Origin of the sequence: Chryseobacterium indologenes, from assembly GCF_001295265.1 — a bacterium.
Lineage (GTDB): Bacteria > Bacteroidota > Bacteroidia > Flavobacteriales > Weeksellaceae > Chryseobacterium > Chryseobacterium indologenes_A.
Genome location: NZ_LJOD01000005.1, coordinates 121904 through 140899 on the forward strand (window position 1 = coordinate 121904; position 18996 = coordinate 140899).

20 protein-coding genes are annotated in these 18996 nt (G+C 38.3%); 12 read left to right on the top strand and 8 right to left on the bottom strand.

Translation table 11 applies throughout. From position 1 onward, the window contains the following. Positions 1–41: 41 nt before the first annotated feature. From AOB46_RS09525 to AOB46_RS09540, 4 genes are all read right to left on the bottom strand, one after another. Positions 42–719, bottom strand: a complete 678-nt coding sequence (locus AOB46_RS09525) for an RluA family pseudouridine synthase (RefSeq protein ID WP_062698686.1) — start codon at positions 717–719, stop codon at positions 42–44. 6 nt (positions 720–725) lie between these two features. Continuing rightward, the gene (locus AOB46_RS09530; protein WP_062698688.1) at positions 726–1043 is read right to left on the bottom strand and encodes a hypothetical protein; all 318 of its coding nucleotides are present in this window, start codon (positions 1041–1043) and stop codon (positions 726–728) included. A 3-nt stretch (positions 1044–1046) separates the two neighbouring features. Further along, positions 1047–1862 carry a 3-methyl-2-oxobutanoate hydroxymethyltransferase gene (gene panB, locus AOB46_RS09535; RefSeq protein ID WP_062698690.1) on the bottom strand — a complete coding sequence of 272 codons (816 nt, stop codon included), beginning with the start codon at positions 1860–1862 and terminating at the stop codon, positions 1047–1049. Between the two features lie 62 nt (positions 1863–1924). Continuing rightward, positions 1925–2638, bottom strand: a complete 714-nt coding sequence (locus AOB46_RS09540) for a Crp/Fnr family transcriptional regulator (protein ID WP_062698693.1) — start codon at positions 2636–2638, stop codon at positions 1925–1927. Between the two features lie 89 nt (positions 2639–2727). Between AOB46_RS09540 and AOB46_RS09545 the strand changes: the two genes are divergently transcribed. The 10 genes from AOB46_RS09545 (at position 2728) to AOB46_RS09590 (ending at position 13207) form a co-directional block, all read left to right on the top strand. After that, the gene (locus tag AOB46_RS09545) at positions 2728–5106 is read left to right on the top strand and encodes a heavy metal translocating P-type ATPase (protein WP_062698695.1); all 2379 of its coding nucleotides are present in this window, start codon (positions 2728–2730) and stop codon (positions 5104–5106) included. Positions 5107–5215: 109 nt separating this feature from the next. Continuing rightward, the gene (gene ccoS / locus AOB46_RS09550) at positions 5216–5422 is read left to right on the top strand and encodes a cbb3-type cytochrome oxidase assembly protein CcoS (protein WP_062698697.1); all 207 of its coding nucleotides are present in this window, start codon (positions 5216–5218) and stop codon (positions 5420–5422) included. Between the two features lie 27 nt (positions 5423–5449). Continuing rightward, positions 5450–7711, top strand: coding sequence for a cytochrome-c oxidase, cbb3-type subunit I (ccoN, locus tag AOB46_RS09555; RefSeq protein WP_062698699.1), 2262 nt, complete (start codon positions 5450–5452; stop codon positions 7709–7711). 18 nt (positions 7712–7729) lie between these two features. Beyond that, positions 7730–7930 (top strand): CcoQ/FixQ family Cbb3-type cytochrome c oxidase assembly chaperone, encoded by a 201-nt coding sequence (locus AOB46_RS09560; protein ID WP_062698701.1) that lies wholly within the window; start codon positions 7730–7732, stop codon positions 7928–7930. Between the two features lie 10 nt (positions 7931–7940). Beyond that, positions 7941–8819 carry a c-type cytochrome gene (locus AOB46_RS09565; RefSeq protein WP_062698703.1) on the top strand — a complete coding sequence of 293 codons (879 nt, stop codon included), beginning with the start codon at positions 7941–7943 and terminating at the stop codon, positions 8817–8819. A gap of 96 nt (positions 8820–8915) precedes the next feature. Further along, positions 8916–10370, top strand: a complete 1455-nt coding sequence (ccoG, locus tag AOB46_RS09570) for a cytochrome c oxidase accessory protein CcoG (RefSeq protein ID WP_062698705.1) — start codon at positions 8916–8918, stop codon at positions 10368–10370. A gap of 9 nt (positions 10371–10379) precedes the next feature. Beyond that, positions 10380–10832, top strand: coding sequence for a FixH family protein (locus AOB46_RS09575; protein WP_062698707.1), 453 nt, complete (start codon positions 10380–10382; stop codon positions 10830–10832). After that, positions 10823–11581 carry a sulfite exporter TauE/SafE family protein gene (locus AOB46_RS09580; protein ID WP_062698709.1) on the top strand — a complete coding sequence of 253 codons (759 nt, stop codon included), beginning with the start codon at positions 10823–10825 and terminating at the stop codon, positions 11579–11581. The genes AOB46_RS09575 and AOB46_RS09580 overlap by 10 nt, the downstream gene beginning before the upstream one ends. A gap of 23 nt (positions 11582–11604) precedes the next feature. Continuing rightward, positions 11605–12345: a hypothetical protein gene (locus tag AOB46_RS09585; protein WP_062698712.1), complete on the top strand. Its 741-nt coding sequence runs from the start codon at positions 11605–11607 to the stop codon at positions 12343–12345. Between the two features lie 85 nt (positions 12346–12430). Continuing rightward, complete coding sequence (locus AOB46_RS09590; protein WP_062698714.1) at positions 12431–13207, top strand: hypothetical protein; 777 nt, start codon at positions 12431–12433, stop codon at positions 13205–13207. A 103-nt stretch (positions 13208–13310) separates the two neighbouring features. Here AOB46_RS09590 and AOB46_RS09595 read toward each other — a convergent pair whose 3' ends face one another. The 3 genes from AOB46_RS09595 to AOB46_RS09605 all read right to left on the bottom strand — a co-directional run bounded on the left by AOB46_RS09595 (position 13311) and on the right by AOB46_RS09605 (position 16175). Further along, positions 13311–14207, bottom strand: a complete 897-nt coding sequence (locus tag AOB46_RS09595) for a hypothetical protein (protein WP_062698716.1) — start codon at positions 14205–14207, stop codon at positions 13311–13313. A 107-nt stretch (positions 14208–14314) separates the two neighbouring features. Further along, positions 14315–15583 carry a serine--tRNA ligase gene (gene serS / locus AOB46_RS09600; protein ID WP_062698718.1) on the bottom strand — a complete coding sequence of 423 codons (1269 nt, stop codon included), beginning with the start codon at positions 15581–15583 and terminating at the stop codon, positions 14315–14317. A gap of 67 nt (positions 15584–15650) precedes the next feature. Beyond that, a complete protein-coding gene (locus AOB46_RS09605; protein WP_062698720.1) occupies positions 15651–16175 on the bottom strand; it encodes a hypothetical protein in 525 nt (174 codons plus the stop codon). A gap of 71 nt (positions 16176–16246) precedes the next feature. On the opposite strand from AOB46_RS09605, the gene AOB46_RS09610 reads away from it, so the two are divergent. Beyond that, entirely contained in the window at positions 16247–17479 is a 1233-nt protein-coding gene (locus tag AOB46_RS09610) for an oligosaccharide flippase family protein (protein WP_062698721.1), read from the top strand. Continuing rightward, positions 17466–18074: an acyltransferase gene (locus AOB46_RS23705; RefSeq protein ID WP_062698723.1), complete on the top strand. Its 609-nt coding sequence runs from the start codon at positions 17466–17468 to the stop codon at positions 18072–18074. Before AOB46_RS09610 ends, AOB46_RS23705 begins: the two co-directional genes overlap by 14 nt. 21 nt (positions 18075–18095) lie before the next feature. Here AOB46_RS23705 and AOB46_RS09620 read toward each other — a convergent pair whose 3' ends face one another. Next, positions 18096–18584, bottom strand: coding sequence for a hypothetical protein (locus AOB46_RS09620; protein WP_062698958.1), 489 nt, complete (start codon positions 18582–18584; stop codon positions 18096–18098). Positions 18585–18996 lie beyond the last annotated feature (412 nt).

Here is an 18996-nt window from a genome sequence, read left to right on the forward strand (position 1 = left end):
AAAATAAAAAAATACACAAAATTTAAAAGAATTGCTTTTTATTATTCACAAGCTCTCCAAACGGCATCATTCTGCGGAACCGGAGCAATAATTTCTATTTTTTCTTTGGTAACCGGGTGAATAAACTCCAGTTTTCTTGCATGGAGATTAATTCCCCCATCCGGGTTGGAGCGGGGAGAGCCGTATTTAAGATCTCCTTTGATCGGGACACCTGTTTTGGAAAGCTGGGCACGGATCTGATGATGCCTTCCTGTTTCCAGATCGATTTCAAGAAGCATATAATTATCCAGTGTTTTGATTACATGATACGTTAAAATTGCTTCTTTTGCCCCTTCTGTAGCCTTAGGAAAAACAATCGCTTTATTATTCTTTTCGTTTTTCTTTAAATAATGAGTCAATCTTTGAGTTGGCGGGATCATTTCTTTACCTACTACTGCCCAATAGGTCTTTTTAATCTCCCTGTTCTTTACCATCTGCGTAAGACGGGAAAGCGCTTTGGACGTTTTGGCATAGATCACCAGACCTGAAGTAGGACGGTCTATACGATGAACAAGACCGAGGAAAACATTCCCCGGCTTGCTATCTCTTTTTTTTATAAAATTCTTGATGGTCTCTAATAATGATTCATCTCCGGTCTTATCACCCTGTACAAGCTGACCGACTTTTTTATTGACCACCAGAAGATGGTTGTCTTCATATACAATCTGCTCCTCCATCATCTGAATTTATCTCGGTCTGTTAAACAGTGAAAGTACAATTCCTCCTAAAAGCCCCAGCGTTTTAATAGTCGACAACTTTGAGCCTTCCGGCAGGAATGCTCCTACAATACAGATCAATGCTGCACCGTACATCGCATACGACAGGTTTTTGTTTAAAAATAAAGGTGCCTGAATAAAGAAGCTTGCCCCCATCAGCACATAAAATACCTTTCTTGAAAGAAGCAGATTAATTCCCGGGGAAAATAAATTAAACCAGCCTACAGCAAGGCAAATCAATGCTGCAATAGATAATATCCCCTGAAGTGATTTCTGTTGATGGTTCATAGATTAATAACTTTCACTTTCATTTGGAAATTCAACACTCTTCACGTCTTTCACATATTGAGACACAGCTCCCGTAATTTCAGTGTAAAGGTCAAGATATCTTCTCAGGAATTTAGGACTGAAACCTTTGTTCATCCCCACCATATCGTGATATACCAGAACCTGTCCGTCACAATCTGCCCCTGCACCGATTCCGATAGTAGGAATAGAAATGCTTTCGGTAACTTTTTTAGCTAATTCAGCCGGAATTTTTTCCAATACAATGGAGAAACATCCCAATTCTTCTAAAAGCTGTGCATCCGCAATCAGTTTTTCTGCTTCTGCCTCTTCTTTTGCTCTTACTTTATAGGTTCCGAATTTATAGATCGACTGTGGAGTTAATCCTAAATGCCCCATTACCGGAATTCCGGCATTGATGATTTTTTTGATGGATTTGGAAATTTCTTTACCGCCTTCAATTTTCACAGCGTGTGCGCCGCCTTCTTTCATCATTCTTACGGCAGATTCCAATGCTTTTTCAGGATTACTCTGATAAGTTCCGAAAGGTAAATCCGCTACCACCAAAGCTCTGTCAGTTCCTCTCACCACACTTTGTGCATGATAGATCATCTGATCCAGCGTAATGGGTAATGTAGTTTCAAAACCTGCCATTACATTTGCAGCAGAGTCTCCGATCAGAATGGCATCCACACCTCCTGCATCTACCATTTTGGCTGTGGTAAAGTCATAAGCGGTAAGCATGGTTATTTTTTCCTTGTCGAATTTCATTTTACGCAAGGTTTCAGTCGTGACTTTTTTAATTTCAGAGTGAACAGACATAATGTATCTATTTTTTAAAGTTAAAAAGTCGGCTTGCGCCGACTTGAATTTTTGTATGATTTTTATAAAACTACGTGACCTAGTTTCATGAGTTTGTCGTGATTCAGAATTTTGATGTTTCTTCCGTCTACTTCAATGAGGTTATCTCCTTTAAATTCGGAGATCAGGCGGATGGCACTTTCGGTAGCTGTTCCGATAATGTTGGCAATCTCTTCCCTTGTTAAAGAAATTTTGATGAAACCTTCCGGATCTACACCCAATTTCTGTTCCAGCAGCAGTAATATTTCCGCCAGCCTTTCACGGACGGTTTTCTGGGCAAGGAAAGTAATCGTATTGGAAGATTCTCCCAGTTCGTAAGCGATCTTCTGAAGCATAACAAAAGACAATTGCGGATCTACTTCAAGAAGGTACATGAAGATGTCTGCAGGGAGAAAAATACATTCAATATCTGTCATAGCCTCAGCCTTTGCCTGGAAATTCTCCCCACAAAGCAAAGAACGATAGCCGATGATATCCCCTTCTTTGATAAATCTTAAAATCTGATCTTTTCCGAACGCTCCTGATTTAGAAAGCTTGGCCGCACCTTTTTCCAGAACAAATACTCCTTTTGGAGTTTCTCCATCCTCGAAAATAGTTTCATGTTTCTGAAAACTCAGTTTCTTTTTGCCATTAATATATTTTTCAAAATCTGCGCTAGAAAGTCTTTCCTTAAATGATTTATCATTAAAAACTCTGGCGAACCTCTCTTCAATTGCTATCTGTTGTTCCTGCGGCATTTTATATGATATTTATCACAAAAATAGAACTTTTTAACGCGATAAACAAAAAAAATTGTTATAATTTTGTAGTTCAATATTTTAGGGAGGTGAGCGAGAACTGTTTTCATTGTGGTCAAGGTATAGAAAAAGAGAGAATTCTGTTTGATGAAAAGACTTTCTGCTGCAACGGCTGCAAGTCTGTATACGAGATTCTGAATACCAATAATTTAAGTAATTTTTATGAACTTAACAAAAGAGCAGGAATCCGCCCGAGTGATGAAAGCTCTTCACAGTTTGATTATCTTGACACCCCGGAGATCTTTGAAAAGGTTACCGATTTCTCCGAAGGAAACACCAGCCTTGTCACTTTCAAAATCCCTGTAATTCACTGCTCATCATGCATATGGCTACTGGAAAGCCTTCACACCCTGAATAAGAACATTAATTATTCCCAGGTTAATTTCACCCGTAAGACCTTACAGATCTCATTCAACCATAACGATTTCAAATTAAGCGAACTAGCTAATTTTTTAACAAATTTAGGTTACAAACCTGTTATCAGTCTTGAAACCGCGGATAAAAATGTGGACCACCTGGACAAATCACTGTTGGTAAAATTTGCAATTGCCGGGTTTGCATTTGGAAACGGAATGTTCCTTGCGTTCCCCGAATATGTAGGAGGAGAAGACTACTGGATGGAGCACTACAAAAGACTTTTCAGAGTACTGATGTTCTTATTAGCCTGCCCGGTTGTATTCTATTCGGCTTCGGATTATTACAAATCTGCATGGTACGGACTGAAGAACGGAATTGTGAATATTGATGTACCGATCGTACTTGGAATTTTTGTTCTGTTCGGAAGAAGCATCTATGAAGTTGCTACCGATTATGGCCCCGGATACTTTGATACCTTATGCGGACTTCTCTTCTTCATGCTGATGGGGAAAATTTTTCAGAAAAGAACCTACAGCGCCCTTTCTTATGACAGGGATTACAAATCTTTCTACCCTATCGCCGTTACAAAAGTTGATTTTGAAGGAAAACAGGACAACATTCTTCTTTCCGAAGTAAAAGTAGGAGACCGGATTTTAGTAAGGAACCAGGAAATCATTCCCGTAGATGCCATCCTGATCAATGGGGAGGGAAATATCGACAACAGCTTTATTACCGGCGAAAGCGTAAGCATCAGCAAACAGCCGGGTGATAAAATTTTCGCAGGAGGAAAACAGATCGGATCCTCGTTGGAGCTTGAAGTCATTAAAGACGTTGACCAAAGCTATCTTACCCAGCTATGGAATAAAGAAGCCTTTAAAAAACATGAAACCGGGCTTGACACCCTGACCAACAGCATCAGCAAGTATTTCACATTCATCATTTTAGGCATTGCCGTAATCGCCGGAACCTATTGGGCTTTCATTGATCTGGAGAAAATGTTCCAGGTCATTTCAGCGATTCTGATCATTGCCTGCCCATGTGCGCTCGCATTATCCGCACCATTCACTTTCGGACACATTATGAGGATATTAGGCCGGAATAAATTTTACGTAAAAGATACTCTTACGATTGAAAAAATCGCTAAGCTTGATACGATTGTTTTTGATAAAACGGGAACAATTACCCATCGTAAAAAATCAAACATCAGATATGAAGGCTCTGAAATCAGCGAATTTGACAATCTGAATATCAAAACCTTGTTAAAAAATTCCAATCACCCGCTTTCAAAATCACTCTATGAATTTATTGATGTGAATGATGATTATTTCACGGTTGAAAACTTCAGGGAAATCTCAGGGAAAGGCTATGAGGCAGAAGTACGCGGAAGTCTTTATAAAATTGGTTCTGCACGGTATAACGATCAGGAGCCTAAAAACTTGGAAACAGCTGTTTACATCAGTAAAAATGGAGAATTTTTGGGCAAATTCATTTTCAAAAACGAATATCGTCCTAAGTTAAAAGAACTTTTCAAAAAGCTTACGGATTACAAAATATTTATTCTGAGCGGGGATAATTCTTCTGAGGAAAGCCAGCTTAGGGAGCTTATCCCTAACTTCAAAGGAATGGCATTCAATCAAAGTCCGGAAGACAAGCTTAATTACATCAAAAACCTTCAGGATCAGCACATGAAAGTAGCCATGCTTGGAGACGGTCTTAACGATGCCGGGGCACTGAAGCAAAGCAACGTAGGAATTGCGATTGCCGATGACACGAACAGCTTCACCCCTTCTTCTGACGTGATTATGAATGGTGAAAAAGTGGTTACGCTGGATAACTATCTTAATGTTTGCAAAGGCTCGATTACCATTGTAAAAATGACATTCATAATCAGCTTTCTTTACAACATTGTTGGTTTAAGTTACGCAGTTACAGGCCATATGCATCCGCTCTTCGCAGCAATCATCATGCCAATCAGCTCAATTACCGTTGTTACATTTACGACACTTGCCACCTGGATTTTAGGCCGGAAACATTTCAAAAAGCAGGCTTAAAGCCCCTTATTTAGACTGATTTTAAATTAGCTGAAATCGGCATTTCGTGATGAATGTCATTATTTTTCACTAAATTTGAACCCCGAAAATAGGTTAATTTTGTTGTCCAATGGATATTCTATATTTAATGATCGTCTGCAGTGTTTCTTTAGCTGCGATCTTCCTGGTCGTATTTATAGTGTATGCCAAAAAAGGGCAGTTTGAGGATGATGAATCTCCGGCTGTCAGAATCCTTTTCGATGATGAAAGTGTCAAAGAAAATGATGAAAATGGCGACAGGAATAAAAACGACAAAGAAATAGGAAAGAATAAATAAATTTGAGAAAAATAGTGAATAGTTGATATGGAAACACAAAAGTTTAGTTATGACAACAGTATTGTCCGTGCGTTCCTCTATGCGACCATCATCTTTGGTTTTATAGGGTTTACGTTTGGGCTTACGGCGGCATTAATGCTTTTCTACCCTGAATTACCCGAATTCTTTTTCGGAACAGATGATACAACCATCAATAGTCTTGCATCGGGCAATATTCAAGGGCTAATAAACACTCATGGTGCATTTGGTTTTGGTAGGATCAGAATGCTTCATACCAATACCGTAATCTTTGCATTCGTTTGTAATATTGTTTATGTTGGGGTATACTACTCTACACAGAGATTATTAAAAACAAGAATGTATAGTGATACATTGTCATGGATTCATTTCTGGACCTGGCAGCTAATGATCGTTGCGACGTTCATTACCTTCTTTATGGGAATCAATACATCAAAAGAATACGCTGAGCACGAATGGCCAATTGATATATTAATTGCTATATCGTGGATTATTTTCGGGGTGAATATGATTATGACGATTGCCAAGAGAAGAGTAAGACACCTTTATGTAGCTATCTGGTTCTATTTGGGTACCTGGGTTGCAGTAGCAATGCTTCATATCTTCAACAACCTTGAAGTTCCATTATCTTTCACTGGCTGGAAATCTTACTCTGCTTATGCAGGGGCAAAAGACGCTATTGTACAATGGTGGTACGGTCACAATGCGGTAGCATTCGTACTGACAACTCCGGTTCTTGGTTTAATGTATTACTTCCTGCCAAAAGCTGCGGACAGACCGGTATTCTCATACAAACTGTCTATTATTCACTTCTGGTCATTAATTTTCGTATATATCTGGGCTGGTCCTCACCACCTTCAGTATACAGCACTTCCTGCATGGGCACAGGCTGTGGGAACAGGTTTCTCAATCATGCTTATTGCACCGTCATGGGGAGGAATGCTGAACGGGCTTCTTACTTTAAGAGGTGCCTGGGATAAAGTAAGAGAGAATCCTATTCTTAAGTTCTTTGTAGTAGCGGTAACATGCTACGGTATGGCAACTTTCGAAGGGCCTCTTTTAGCAACAAAAAACATCAACAAAATTGGTCACTTCACAGACTGGGTTATTGGTCACGTACACTTAGGAGCTCTTGGATGGAATGGTTTCATGGCATTCGGGGTTATCTATTACCTGGTACCGATCATGTGGAGAACAAAACTTTGGTCTGTAAAATTAGCTAACTGGCATTTCTGGTTAGGTACTTTGGGAATTATTTTCTATGCAGTGCCAATGTATATTTCAGGATTTACGCAAGGATTAATGTGGAAGCAGTTCAACCCGGACGGAACCTTACTATGGAAAAACTGGCTGGATACCGTAACAGCAATCATTCCTTACTTCAAAATGAGATTCTTAGGAGGTTTATTCTATATTTCAGGAGCTATCTTAATGATCGTTAACGTAATTGCTACGGTAAGAAAGGGATCATTCCAGAAAGAAGTACCTGCAGAAGCACCTGCTTTAGCTAATATCGGAAACAAACGTAAAGAAGGAGAAGGATTCCACCTTTGGCTGGAAAGAATGCCAATGTTACTGACTGTTCTATCGTTATTCACGATTTCAATCGGTAGTATGGTAGAAATTATTCCTACCCTATCCCTTAAGAAAAGTGTACCTACCATTTCAGCGGTAAAACCTTATTCACCACTTGAACTGGAAGGTAGAGACATCTATATCCGTGAAGGATGTAACGCCTGTCACTCTCAGATGATCAGACCGTTCAGGGATGAGATCGTAAGATTCAACGGTAAAAACGGACAGTACTCCAAAGCAGGGGAGTTTGTATACGACAGACCATTCCTATGGGGTTCTAAGAGAACAGGACCGGATTTACACAGAGAAGGAGGTAAAAATCCAAGTTCCTGGCACTACAAGCACATGTACAACCCAAGATCTACCTCTGCAGGATCTATCATGCCACGTTACCCTTGGTTAATCTATACTGACCTGGACAGATCTAAAATGGTAGACAAACTGAAGCTAATGAAGAATACATTTGATGTGCCTTACACCAAAGCTGAAATTGACTCTGCGAACACATGGGCAGATAACCAGGCGAAGAAAATTGTAAAAGATATCTTCTCTGAAGCAGCTGACCTTAAAAAGGAATATGCCAAGAAACCGGAAGGAGAACTGGAGAAAAAAGAGATCGTAGCTCTTATCTCTTATCTTCAAAGGTTAGGTACAGATATCAAGACTACTGAAATCAAAACAGCAAGTAATAACTAAAAACATTAAAAGGTTCACATGATTCCTCAGAACTTTAAAGATATATTATCCAATACAGAAAACGCTGGTTTCTACCAGACGCTGGCTCTGATTTTCTTTTTGCTGTTCTTCGTAGCTTTAGTAATCTATGTTTTTAGCAGGCCTAAAAAATATTACAAAGAAGAAGAAGAGGCTCCTCTGGGGGATGATGAAGATGACGATTTTAATTTAAAAAATTAAACTATTTATTATGAAACAAAGAACACCTGTTGTTGTAAACATCTTAATAATAACCGGACTTTTAATAGTTTTTTATTATTTATTTGTACAGAGCTACTCGTTCTTAACCTCTCCATATTTCTGGGGAACTGTTGTGATCAGTGCCATTTTAGCATACATCCACAGTGCTATCGGGGATTTGATAGAGAATAACAAATTCAAAAAACTGTCTCCGGAAGAAAAAGCAGCTTACCTTGCTGAAAAGAAAATACCTTTCTTAAAAAGAATGTATGACGCTGCTTTCAAAAAGCAATCTGAAACTGAAGAGAAAGATATCCTTATTGACCACGGTTTCGATGGGATTATGGAGCTTGACAACCAGTTACCAAAATGGTGGGTAGGTTTATTCTACTTTGGGACTGCTTTTTGTATTGTATATATTGCAGCATACTCTTTCACCGATTTCGCTCACCCGTTAAGCGAGTATGAGAAAGAATACAAAGAACAGATGGCTGCTATTGATAAGTATATGAAGGAACAGCCTCCTGTAACGATTGAATCTGCTAAATATTCAGCAGACAACATCGCTGCCGGTGAAGAAGTATTCAAAACCAACTGTGTATCTTGTCACTCTGACGGTGGTAGAGGAGGTATCGGACCCAACCTTACCGATAACTACTGGCATAACCAGCCGGAAAAAACATTATTCAAAAACGTATTCCACGTTGTAGAAAATGGAGTAACAGGTACAGCAATGCAGGCCTGGGGTAAAAATGGGGTGTTAACAGGCACAGACATTCAGAATGTTGCGGCTTATGTATACCACATTAACCAGGAACAGCAGCCAATTACTCCGGCTCAGGGAGGAGCTCCGCCATATGGAGATGAAGCTCACTGGGAAAAAGAATAATTTAAAAAATTAGAAAACATATGAAAAAACATAATTTGTTATTAGATTAAAAAATAGTAACGAATTATGTTTTTTCTTTTTTAAAACATACACAATATGTCAGACATAGAAGAAACAGAAGTACGAGGCGGACAGGGACAGGTTCTGGACCCTGAAACTTACAGAGATTCTATAGGGACAATGGAGCAATCCGGAAAAAGAAAATGGGTATTTCCAAGAAAACCAAAAGGGAAATATACCAACTATAGAAATATTGTAAGCTATCTTTTATTAATTGTTTATTTTACCATACCGTTTTTGAAGATCAACGGCAATCCATTCTTTTTATTCAATGTTATTGACAGAGAGTTCTTCATTTTCGGGCAGCCTTTTTATCCGCAGGATTTTTTCATCCTGACTTTAGGTGCTATTGCCTCTTTAATTTTTATTATCGTTTTTACGATTGCGTTCGGAAGAATTTTCTGCGGATGGATATGTCCTCAGACAATTTTTATGGAATCGATCTTCCGTAAAATTGAGTACCTTATTGAAGGAGACCGCAACAAGCAGATGAAGCTGGACAGACAGGAATGGAACAGTGAAAAAATCTGGAAAAGAAGTCTGAAATGGTCCGTATATATTGTGATCTCACTCATCATTACCCACTTTATGTTCATGTATATTGTAGGCTATGAAGAAGTGATCAAAATTGTATCTGAAGGACCATTTGCCCATCCTACCAACTTTATGGTGATGATTCTCTTTACCGCTGCCTTTTATTTTGTATTTGCATGGTTCAGAGAGCAGGTATGTACATTGGTTTGTCCGTACGGAAGACTTCAGGGTGTTTTGATTGATAAAGATACCATCAACGTTTTCTATGACTTTAAAAGAGGAGAAAACAGATCCAAATGGAGAAAAGGAGAAGACAGAAAAGCTGCCGGAAAAGGGGATTGTATCGACTGTCATCAATGCGTTGTGGTATGTCCTACGGGAATTGATATCCGTGACGGGCAGCAGCTGGAATGTATTAACTGTACTGCCTGTATTGATGCCTGCGACGAAGTAATGGATAAAGTAGGTCTGCCGAAAGGGCTGATCAGATATGCCTCCGAAAACGAAATTGAAAAAGAAACTCCATTCAGGTTTACAGGAAGAATGAAAGGCTTTACAGTATTCCTGGTCCTCCTGGTTGGATTTTTAGGCTTTCTTCTGTACAACAGAGGAGAAATGGAGGCTAAGTTCATCAAACCCGCCGGAAGTACATTCTTTGTAAGGGATGGAAAAATTACCAATACATATAATTATACCTTCCTGAATAAAACCAATGATAAAAAAATCGTAACGATAAAAGTTATTGATCCTGCTCACGGAGAAATTACCTACAGTGCTTCAAGCAAGATTGAAATAGACCGTGATAAAATTTCAAAGGGAACCATCAATATCAGCTTCCCGGAAGGTGAAATGAAGCTTTCTAAACAAAATATCACCATTGGCGTATATGATATGAAAGGAAAACTGGTAGACTCTTACCAGACTTATTTTGAAGGACCATTCAAACTGCAATTTTAATTTTAAAAGATGAAAAACTTTAGTTGGGGACACGGTGTTGTTATTGCATTATTTGCATTCATTGTTTTTATTTTATCCATGCTGTTTCTTTTCCCGAACGGGCAGAAAAACTCTGAAATGGTAACGGACAATTACTATGAGGAAGAACTTCAGTATCAGGATGTAATTGATGCGAAGAAAAGAGCTGACGAACTGCAGGAGAAACCTGTATACAGCCAGACAAAAGACGGAATTAAAATCACTTTTCCAAAAGATTACAACAATACCAATACTACGGTAAAATTTGTTTTAAACAGAACCGACGATCAGAATTTAGATATCAAAAAATCTGTACAGCTTGATGCCAGCCAGTCTTTTGTAATCCCTTCCCAGGTTTTAAAGATGGGTAATTACACCTTAAGACTGTCCTGGACCAAGGATAAGACAGACTACAGAATGGATTATGATGTGATATGGAAATAGGACTTGTTGTATCGGCTATCGCTTTAGGATTTGCTTCCGGCTTTCACTGTATCGGAATGTGCGGACCTATTGCCCTGTCGATGGGACTTACCAAAAAGCAGGCTGCGAATTTCTACCTCCAGAACCTTACCTATCAGTTTGGCAGGATTTTAACCTATTCTCTTTTGGGGGCTATTCTGGGAATTGTAGGAGAAGGGTTTGAAATGGCAGGCTTCCAGCAGTATCTTACCATCACGGCAGGAATTCTCCTGATCGTTATGGCTGTATTTTCTTTCGGAGGAAAAGATTTTGCCTCAAAAATTCCTTTTCTTTCAGGCTTTCTATTCTCAGTAAAATCGAATTTAGGAAGACTACTCCAAAAAGCGGATTACCGGTCGAGATTTACCACGGGAATTCTGAATGGGTTCTTACCCTGCGGAATGGTCTATATGGCCCTTACCGCAAGCCTTGCAGGCGGAGGGATATGGCAGGGAGCTTTATATATGGCTTTATTCGGATTGGGAACCCTTCCGTTCATGTTTGCCGTAGTTTTAGCCGGAAATCTCATGAATCAGGCTTTCAGACTGAAAGTCTTAAAAGCTGTTCCTGTAATTATGATCATTCTGGGAGGGCTTTTTATTCTGAGAGGGCTTGAACTGGGCATTCCCTATATCTCACCAAGAGCAGAAGCAATGGGTATTTCCAGAGATCATAACGGAGCCAACTGCCACATTGAAGGGCACGACCATACCTCTTCAAACTGTCATTAAATCAGCACATTGTAATCATTTTCATGACGAAACTATTTTTTGTATTCATTATCAGCCTTTTTATCTTGCAATCATGTAATGTAAGCTCTGAAATTGTTTACCATAAAGATACGGCCTCTACTTCTGTTACCGATATTGATATGAGAAGGTTTATGGCAGAAATGAAAGCCGCAACTCCGGATTCGTTAAGAGATAAGAATGAGTACAGCGACCTGGAAAAGTTTCCCGCTTTCTGGAAAAGCCTTCATGAGCTGGAACAAACCAACAGAGAAGTAAGGGACACCAATCCGGATCACATCCGGATCATGAAAAAGATCTTTATGAAAACCAACAGGGAAAATGATGAACCTATCGGCATTTCCCTGAAAACAGAACATTTCACTCCGGATGATTACTCTGTACTCATCAATTACATTAAAAATGAGAAATTACCTGTCGATCAGAATATCTTCAATCTCTGGGACGGAAAGACACTTACCATCAATACAGAAAATTTTAATCTGAAAAATCTTGAAGCAGCCATAACTTCAAAGGCCTCCAGAGACAACCCTCAAAAAGTAGAAGGAATGATGACGATGTTCTTCAAAAACATCAGCACGACCCTGAAGTTTGAGAATAAAATAAAATCCATCACAGGAAAGCACGACTGGTTTAAGCAGATTGATGATTACTCCGTAAAGATCAGCTATGACCTTAAGACCATTTATGATCAGGAGAAACTATTCAAAAATGCGGATAAAAACATCGTGATCGTTACAGAATAACAGAGACTGCTGAATTCAGCAGTTTTTTTGTTGGTATCTGTTTTGTAATAATATATTTAAATTTAAACCACTAAAAATTTAAGCAATGATAAAACAGATGCAATGGATATGGGCAGCCGTACTTTTTGCCGTACTGCAGTCCTGCTCCATTAATACAGAAACCACTTACTATAAAGATTCTGCTACAAGTATGCAATCCAATATTCTTATGGACAAAAGCGTGATGGGAATGATGAGCATGCTGGGTACAGATTCCCAGAAGCTTAAGGAACTGGATAATCTTCCCACAGAATGGAAAAGCCTGTATGATGTTCAGAAAAACGGGAAAATCACCATTAATGAAGACTCTGCAAAAGCCCTGAAAAAGCTCTACATGAAGGTGAATAAAGATAAAGGTGAAATCCTGGGACTTTCCTTAAAATATGACAAGCTGATGCCTTCAGAAATTACACAGCTCCTGAACAGCGACAAACGCCTGAAAAAAATTCCGCTTCAGGATATTGCTGTCTGGACCGGAAAATCACTGACCATTAATACGGATAAATTTAATTCTGACGGGATTCTTAAAATGCTGGAGGAAAAAGATCAGCCTGTGAATACAGTTCCCCAGACTAAAAGTGATTCCATTGAAGCGTACGGAAAGCAAATGGCCTCAGGAATGGCCGGAATGCTCAGAATGTTCAATCTTACATTTACCAATACCCTGAAATTTCAGAAACCCATTAAAAAGATTGAAGGGAAGCACGATTTTGTAAAACAGATTGATAACAGAACTGTACAGATCACAGTAAGATCAAATGACCTGATCGACAATAAAAATCTTGTGAATAAGGATAAAAAAGTAGTGATTACAACAGAATAAAATAATAACCCATCGTATTCCGATGGGTTCTATTTTTAATCTAAATCCGGTAATAATCTGTAAACCAGCCAGGTTAATGCGTAATAATAGCCAGGCTCAGTTTTTAATATCTTCTTACAGGAAGTACGATCATATTCTGAGGTTTTACCATATCTGTGCTGATGATATCACCATTCATCTGGAACGTAACATCAAATGCAGAATTCTCATTCTTTTGTGTGGAAGTCCATATTGAGCTTCCTCCCAGTGCCAGAGAAATATTAGCTTTTTTAAGTTCTTTGGAAAGTGTAAGTAATTCTTCACTTGAAGGAAGAAACCAATCAGAAACTCCTCCTCTTACCAGGTCAAGACACACTTTAGCCGCACAATTGGCTCCCGGATTGTTGTTAGCAATAAGGGTTGAATTTTCCAGTCCTTTACCAAAATCATGTAAAGTCCCGGAAATATAGATATTTAAATCTCCCCAATTAGCTCCCTGAGCACTGGTTCCGTAATATACTTTCTGCGGATGAATTTCCATATATCTCCAGCCGTCTTTATATTCTCCTTTATCATAGCCAACATAAGCACCAGAAGTACCGAAATATCCGGTTGTTTTAAAAGTGGTTTCTGAAGTATAGGTATATTTACCTTCACCTGTCTTTATATATCCTCTTACATAATAAGTTGTAGCCGGCAGCAGACCGGTAACGGTTACTTTATAATCCGTAGTCCCTGTGGTATAGGTATCTACGGAAGGATTATTACCCTTAGTAGGATTGGGTGAAGTAGAGTAAACAAATCCCGGAACTTCAACCTGTCCTTCCTTCTGCTCAATACGTCCTCTGAACAGCGCAGTCGTCGGGAAAATATCACCTGTTACTCCTATTGTATTCTTTTTTTCCGGCACTGTTACAACCGGATCAGTAACTATTTGGACAGAATCATCATCATTCCCGCCACAGGAATAAAAAAGTAATGCTATGAAAGCATACAAAACAAAATTTACGTTCTTTTTCATGGTTAAGTTTTAGCCGCAAAAGTAATGAATTTATTTAAACAAGCGAATCAAGAAAAAACCTCCTATCACAAGATAAGAGGTTTCTATTTTAAATAATTGATTTCTGTTTAGTTGATCAGATCAAATCTCGCATATTCTGCAATTTTCTTAGGAAGTTTAATTCCTTCAGCAGTCTGATTGTTTTCAAGCAAAGCAGCCATAATTCTCGGAAGAGCCATAGCAGAACCGTTCAGCGTATGTACCAGCTGGGATTTCCCATCACCTTTGTAACGGCATTTCAGACGGTTAGCCTGGAATGTTTCAAAATTTGATACGGAGCTTACCTCCAGCCACATTTCCTGAGCTGCGCTCCAAACTTCGAAATCATACGTCATAGCAGAAGCAAAACCTGTATCTCCTCCGCAAAGTCTCAACACTCTGAAAGGAAGTTCAAGATCCGTAAGGATTTCCTTGATATGTTCAACCATTTCTTCCAGAACGGCATAGGAGTTTTCCGGTTTTTCAATTCTTACGATTTCTACTTTTTCAAACTGGTGAAGACGGTTCAGACCTCTTACATGAGCTCCGTAGCTTCCCGCCTCTCTTCTGTAACACTGGGAAAAAGCGGTATTTTTCACCGGAAGATCCTTTTCATCAAACAATACATCACGGTAAAGATTCGTTACAGGAACTTCAGCTGTAGGAATCAGATATAAATTATCCTCGTTGATGTAATACATCTGTCCTTCTTTATCAGGCAGCTGTCCGGTGCCGAAACCAGAAGCTTCATTCACAACGTGAGGCGGATTAACTTCTGTATATCCTTTATCTACATTTTTATCCAGGAAATACTGAACCAAAGCTCTTTGCAGCCTGGCGCCTTTTCCTAAATAAACAGGAAATCCTGCTCCGGCGATTTTTACACCTAATTCAAAATCAATCAGGTTATATTTTTTAGCCAGTTCCCAGTGAGGAATTGCTCCCTCTCCAAGACCTGCCACATCATGAGACTGATAAATAATCTCATTATCATCCGCAGAAGCTCCGCTTTTTACCTGTTCATTAGGAATGTTAGGTAACTGATAGAGAATATCCAGTAAGGCCTTTTCCGTAACATCTAACTGGGACTGTAGCTCTTTACTCGACTCTTTGTATTGTGCTGTTTTAGATTTTGCCGATTCCGCTTCTTCTTTTTTTCCTTCTTTCATCAAAAGCCCGATCTCTTTGGAGATTTTGTTGATTTCGGAAAGTTGCGAATCTAATTCAAACTGGATTCTTTTTCTTTCGTCGTCAGCAGCGATAGCCTCGTCTACCAACTCAAGATTTTTGAACTGTCTTTTTTTAAGACCTTCTAAAACGCGTTCTTTATTGTCGCGCAAAAAATTGACTTGTAACATTTTATTTAGATGTTAAATATTAGAAGGTTAACTCAAATATTAAGCTAACCATTTTACAAATTTAAAATTATTTTACGATAGTAACCTTATTTATTGAGTTAGGTTCATCTGCTCCTTTTGAAAATACAGGATTTCCATTGTACAATACTTCCGAAATCTGGAATAAAGAAGGGGTCCACCGGTAGTGAATTTCCATAACATCACTTTCTGTAACCGTTTGCTCACCCTCTTTTCTGGAATAAGTAAAGGTCATCCTGGAACGGAAATTTTTGCTATCAGGACTGATGGAATCAAATACTTTTCTTTTTGCACCGGCAATATATTCAAAATAGTACAATGAATCGGCCGTCATTTTAAGCGAAACCGGAACCGGAGAAATATCTTTGTCGCCATCAATATCATTAACGGAATATCCCGTGTAGGAGCCTGGCTTTTTAGCATTCAGCAGGTCCTGTCCGGCCTCATTGGTTACATAAATGTTCATGATCTGGTCAATCCTTTGCAAAGAGTCATCATCACGCCCGCATGAAATCAGTAAAAACAGGATCGCACTAAATTTCGCTGCAAAAAAATATCTGAAGTTGAATTTCATCTGCTGTTAATTTTCAATAATCTTTTTTATGCAAATGTATAATTATATATTTGTCCATGTAATATTTTAACATGTTTTTAAACAAACTCAAAAGAATAAACGGCAGTCACATTACCACTATCTTCAAAGGAAATTTCATTTCGAAGTTTGTGCTGGTGATCGGAGGCCTTCTTTTGGCTAAATATTACGGATCATCAGAATATGGTGTTTTCAGTATTTATCTGAGTATTATGAGCATATTTGCCATCGTTCTGAGTCTGGCACAGGAACATCAGATCATGCTTGAAGGAAACGGGCAGGATATTAATAATAATTTCAGTGCTTCGGGCATTATCTCCGCAGGAGTTACCCTCACCAGCTTTCTGCTGGTACTTCTGCCTTTCCATATTTCTAAAGATATTCTGTTTTTAGGGATTTTTTCCGGATTTATTTACTTATTTACCAATAATGCCAAATTTCTTCTGGCTAAAAAAAAATTATTTAAACAGGTTTCCATCCTAACTATTATAGATTCTGTTGTGAGCTTTCTGTTTCAGGTAATATTTGTTTTTTTTAAGATTGAAAACGGACTTGTTATCGGTAGTCTGATTGGATTTCTGACAGCTTTTTTTGCCGCAGTTTATTATTCCCGGAATTATTTTGTAAAACCTGATTTCAAAAGGTATCTGGCCAATACAAAAAAAAGACCTGAAATTTTTAAATATACCTATCCTTCTACGCTGATCAATGCCCTTGGCAATAATATAATGCCGATTCTGATCTCTCTTTACTTTGCAGACGCGCTGCTTGGTGAATATTCTTTAGCGGTAAAGATCATGTCTGTTCCACTTCTTCTGATATCCTCTTCTATTGCAACGGTATATTATCCGAAAGCTGCAGAAATCAATAACCGTGGTAAAAGCAGAAGCGAGCTGTTTGCCTATACCCGAAAGATGAGCCTGATGAATTTTTATATTATTTTTGCGCTTTATCTTCTGATCAATATAGCCGGAATACCGGTTCTGAAATTATTTTTCAATAAAAACTGGGAACATCTGGGGCTGTTTATTTTCCTGATGTCATTCGGTTATCTTACCCGAAGTCTTATCAATCCTATTTCTGATGTATTGCTGATTCTGAAGAAGAGTAATATAGCTCTTATTTTTAATATTTATCTTTTCTTTGCCAATATTGCAGCAATCTTAATCGGAAAAGAAAAAGGAATCAGCTACCTGGTGGGTATTTTTTCCCTGTTTTTGTTTTTAGGCTATGGATTTTTGTATTTTTACATCATGTTTATGCTGAAAAAGAATGAATCCGATTAAAAAATTTATTGAGTACCAGATATTTCACCGAATTAATAATTTTTTCTATCCGCAGTATTACCGTCAGAAATACGAATACATGCTTCCCCATGTTCTTTTTTTTCAGTATACTATTCCTCAGAAATTCCTGAGAATTAACGGGAATGTTCCATGGCCGGTTCATTTTACGTCAGAGGTAAGAGCCTACCAGAATATTAAGAAAGGGATTTTATGTGATCCCGGAGACAATCCGAATATCTATATTCAGGCGAATAACGGTATCATTATCGGAAATAATGTAGGATTTGGAGCAGGAACGTCTCTTATTTCTGCAAATCACAATCATAACGACCATAGCATCCACGACAAATGCCCGCCGATTACCATCGGGAATAATGTATTTGTGGGAACCAATTCGGTAATTCTTCCGGGGGTTACTATAGGAGACAATGTAGTCATCGGGGCCGGTTCTATTGTTGCTAAAGATATCCCGTCGAATTCTATTGCCGTAGGAAACCCGTGCAGAGTTATCAAAGAAAAAGAACCTTATATTGAAGACTTTTCCAAAACGGTTTTCAACAGAAAACTGCCAGAAGGCTTCAATTTAAAGTTCTAAATGTTATATTGTATGATATTCTTAAGCAATACCTGCTGCCCAGCTTTTTTCAAGCGGAAGTAAAAAATGGCTTAAAAAGTCCAGGTATGTATTTTTAGAGAAATCAAAAACCTGAATATCTTTAGATAATTCTCCGTTTCTTAACCGGGTTTTAAAATCAATTAATTTCAGAGTTTTAACTTCACCGTTTTCTACAAAGCTTGCTTTCATCCTGTCGAAAAGTCCAAGGTTATACTCTTCATCAATCTCTCTCATGACCTTCCCTAGAGCATCAATGCTGCATCCGGAAGCCATTTCTTTCTCTTCATCCACACAAACCACGATAAACTGATTTTTTTCAATTTTAAATGAAGAAGAAAGTGGTTTTCCGTGAGCTGCCCATGTAGCAAGGAAGTCGAACAGCTTTTCAGTAATTATTTTAGCCTCTTTTGTTTCAAAAGGTCTTGATGCCGGGTATATAATCACTCTGTAGTCGTTGGTTTCTACAATATTGGATTCTTCAATTTTCATATCTAAGCATTTATTTTTTATTGGATATAATTCCCCACTTACATCTTTGTTTATCAATCAAAAAATTCTGTAAGATGATTTCTATACCCTGTCAATTTTTAAAGTATAAAATTAAGAAATATTCCTTATCAGGAGCAAAAGTCAGGGATGATAATTTTCTATAATTAAGCGCAAAGGTAAACAATAGTAAATGATAATTGAGCGTTTTAAGGTATATAAAGCCGCTTCGTTTATTTTTTGAAATGCAAGGTTCTTTAAGTTTACACCTTTCTTCTGTCTTTACTTTTTATCTATCCTTACAGGAAATAAACCTTCAATCTGATTAATATCGTTTTTATTCAATCTACAATTCATTGAGGTGAAGACAAAGAAACCCAGGACTGGGCCTGGGTTCTTTATTGTATGGATAAGA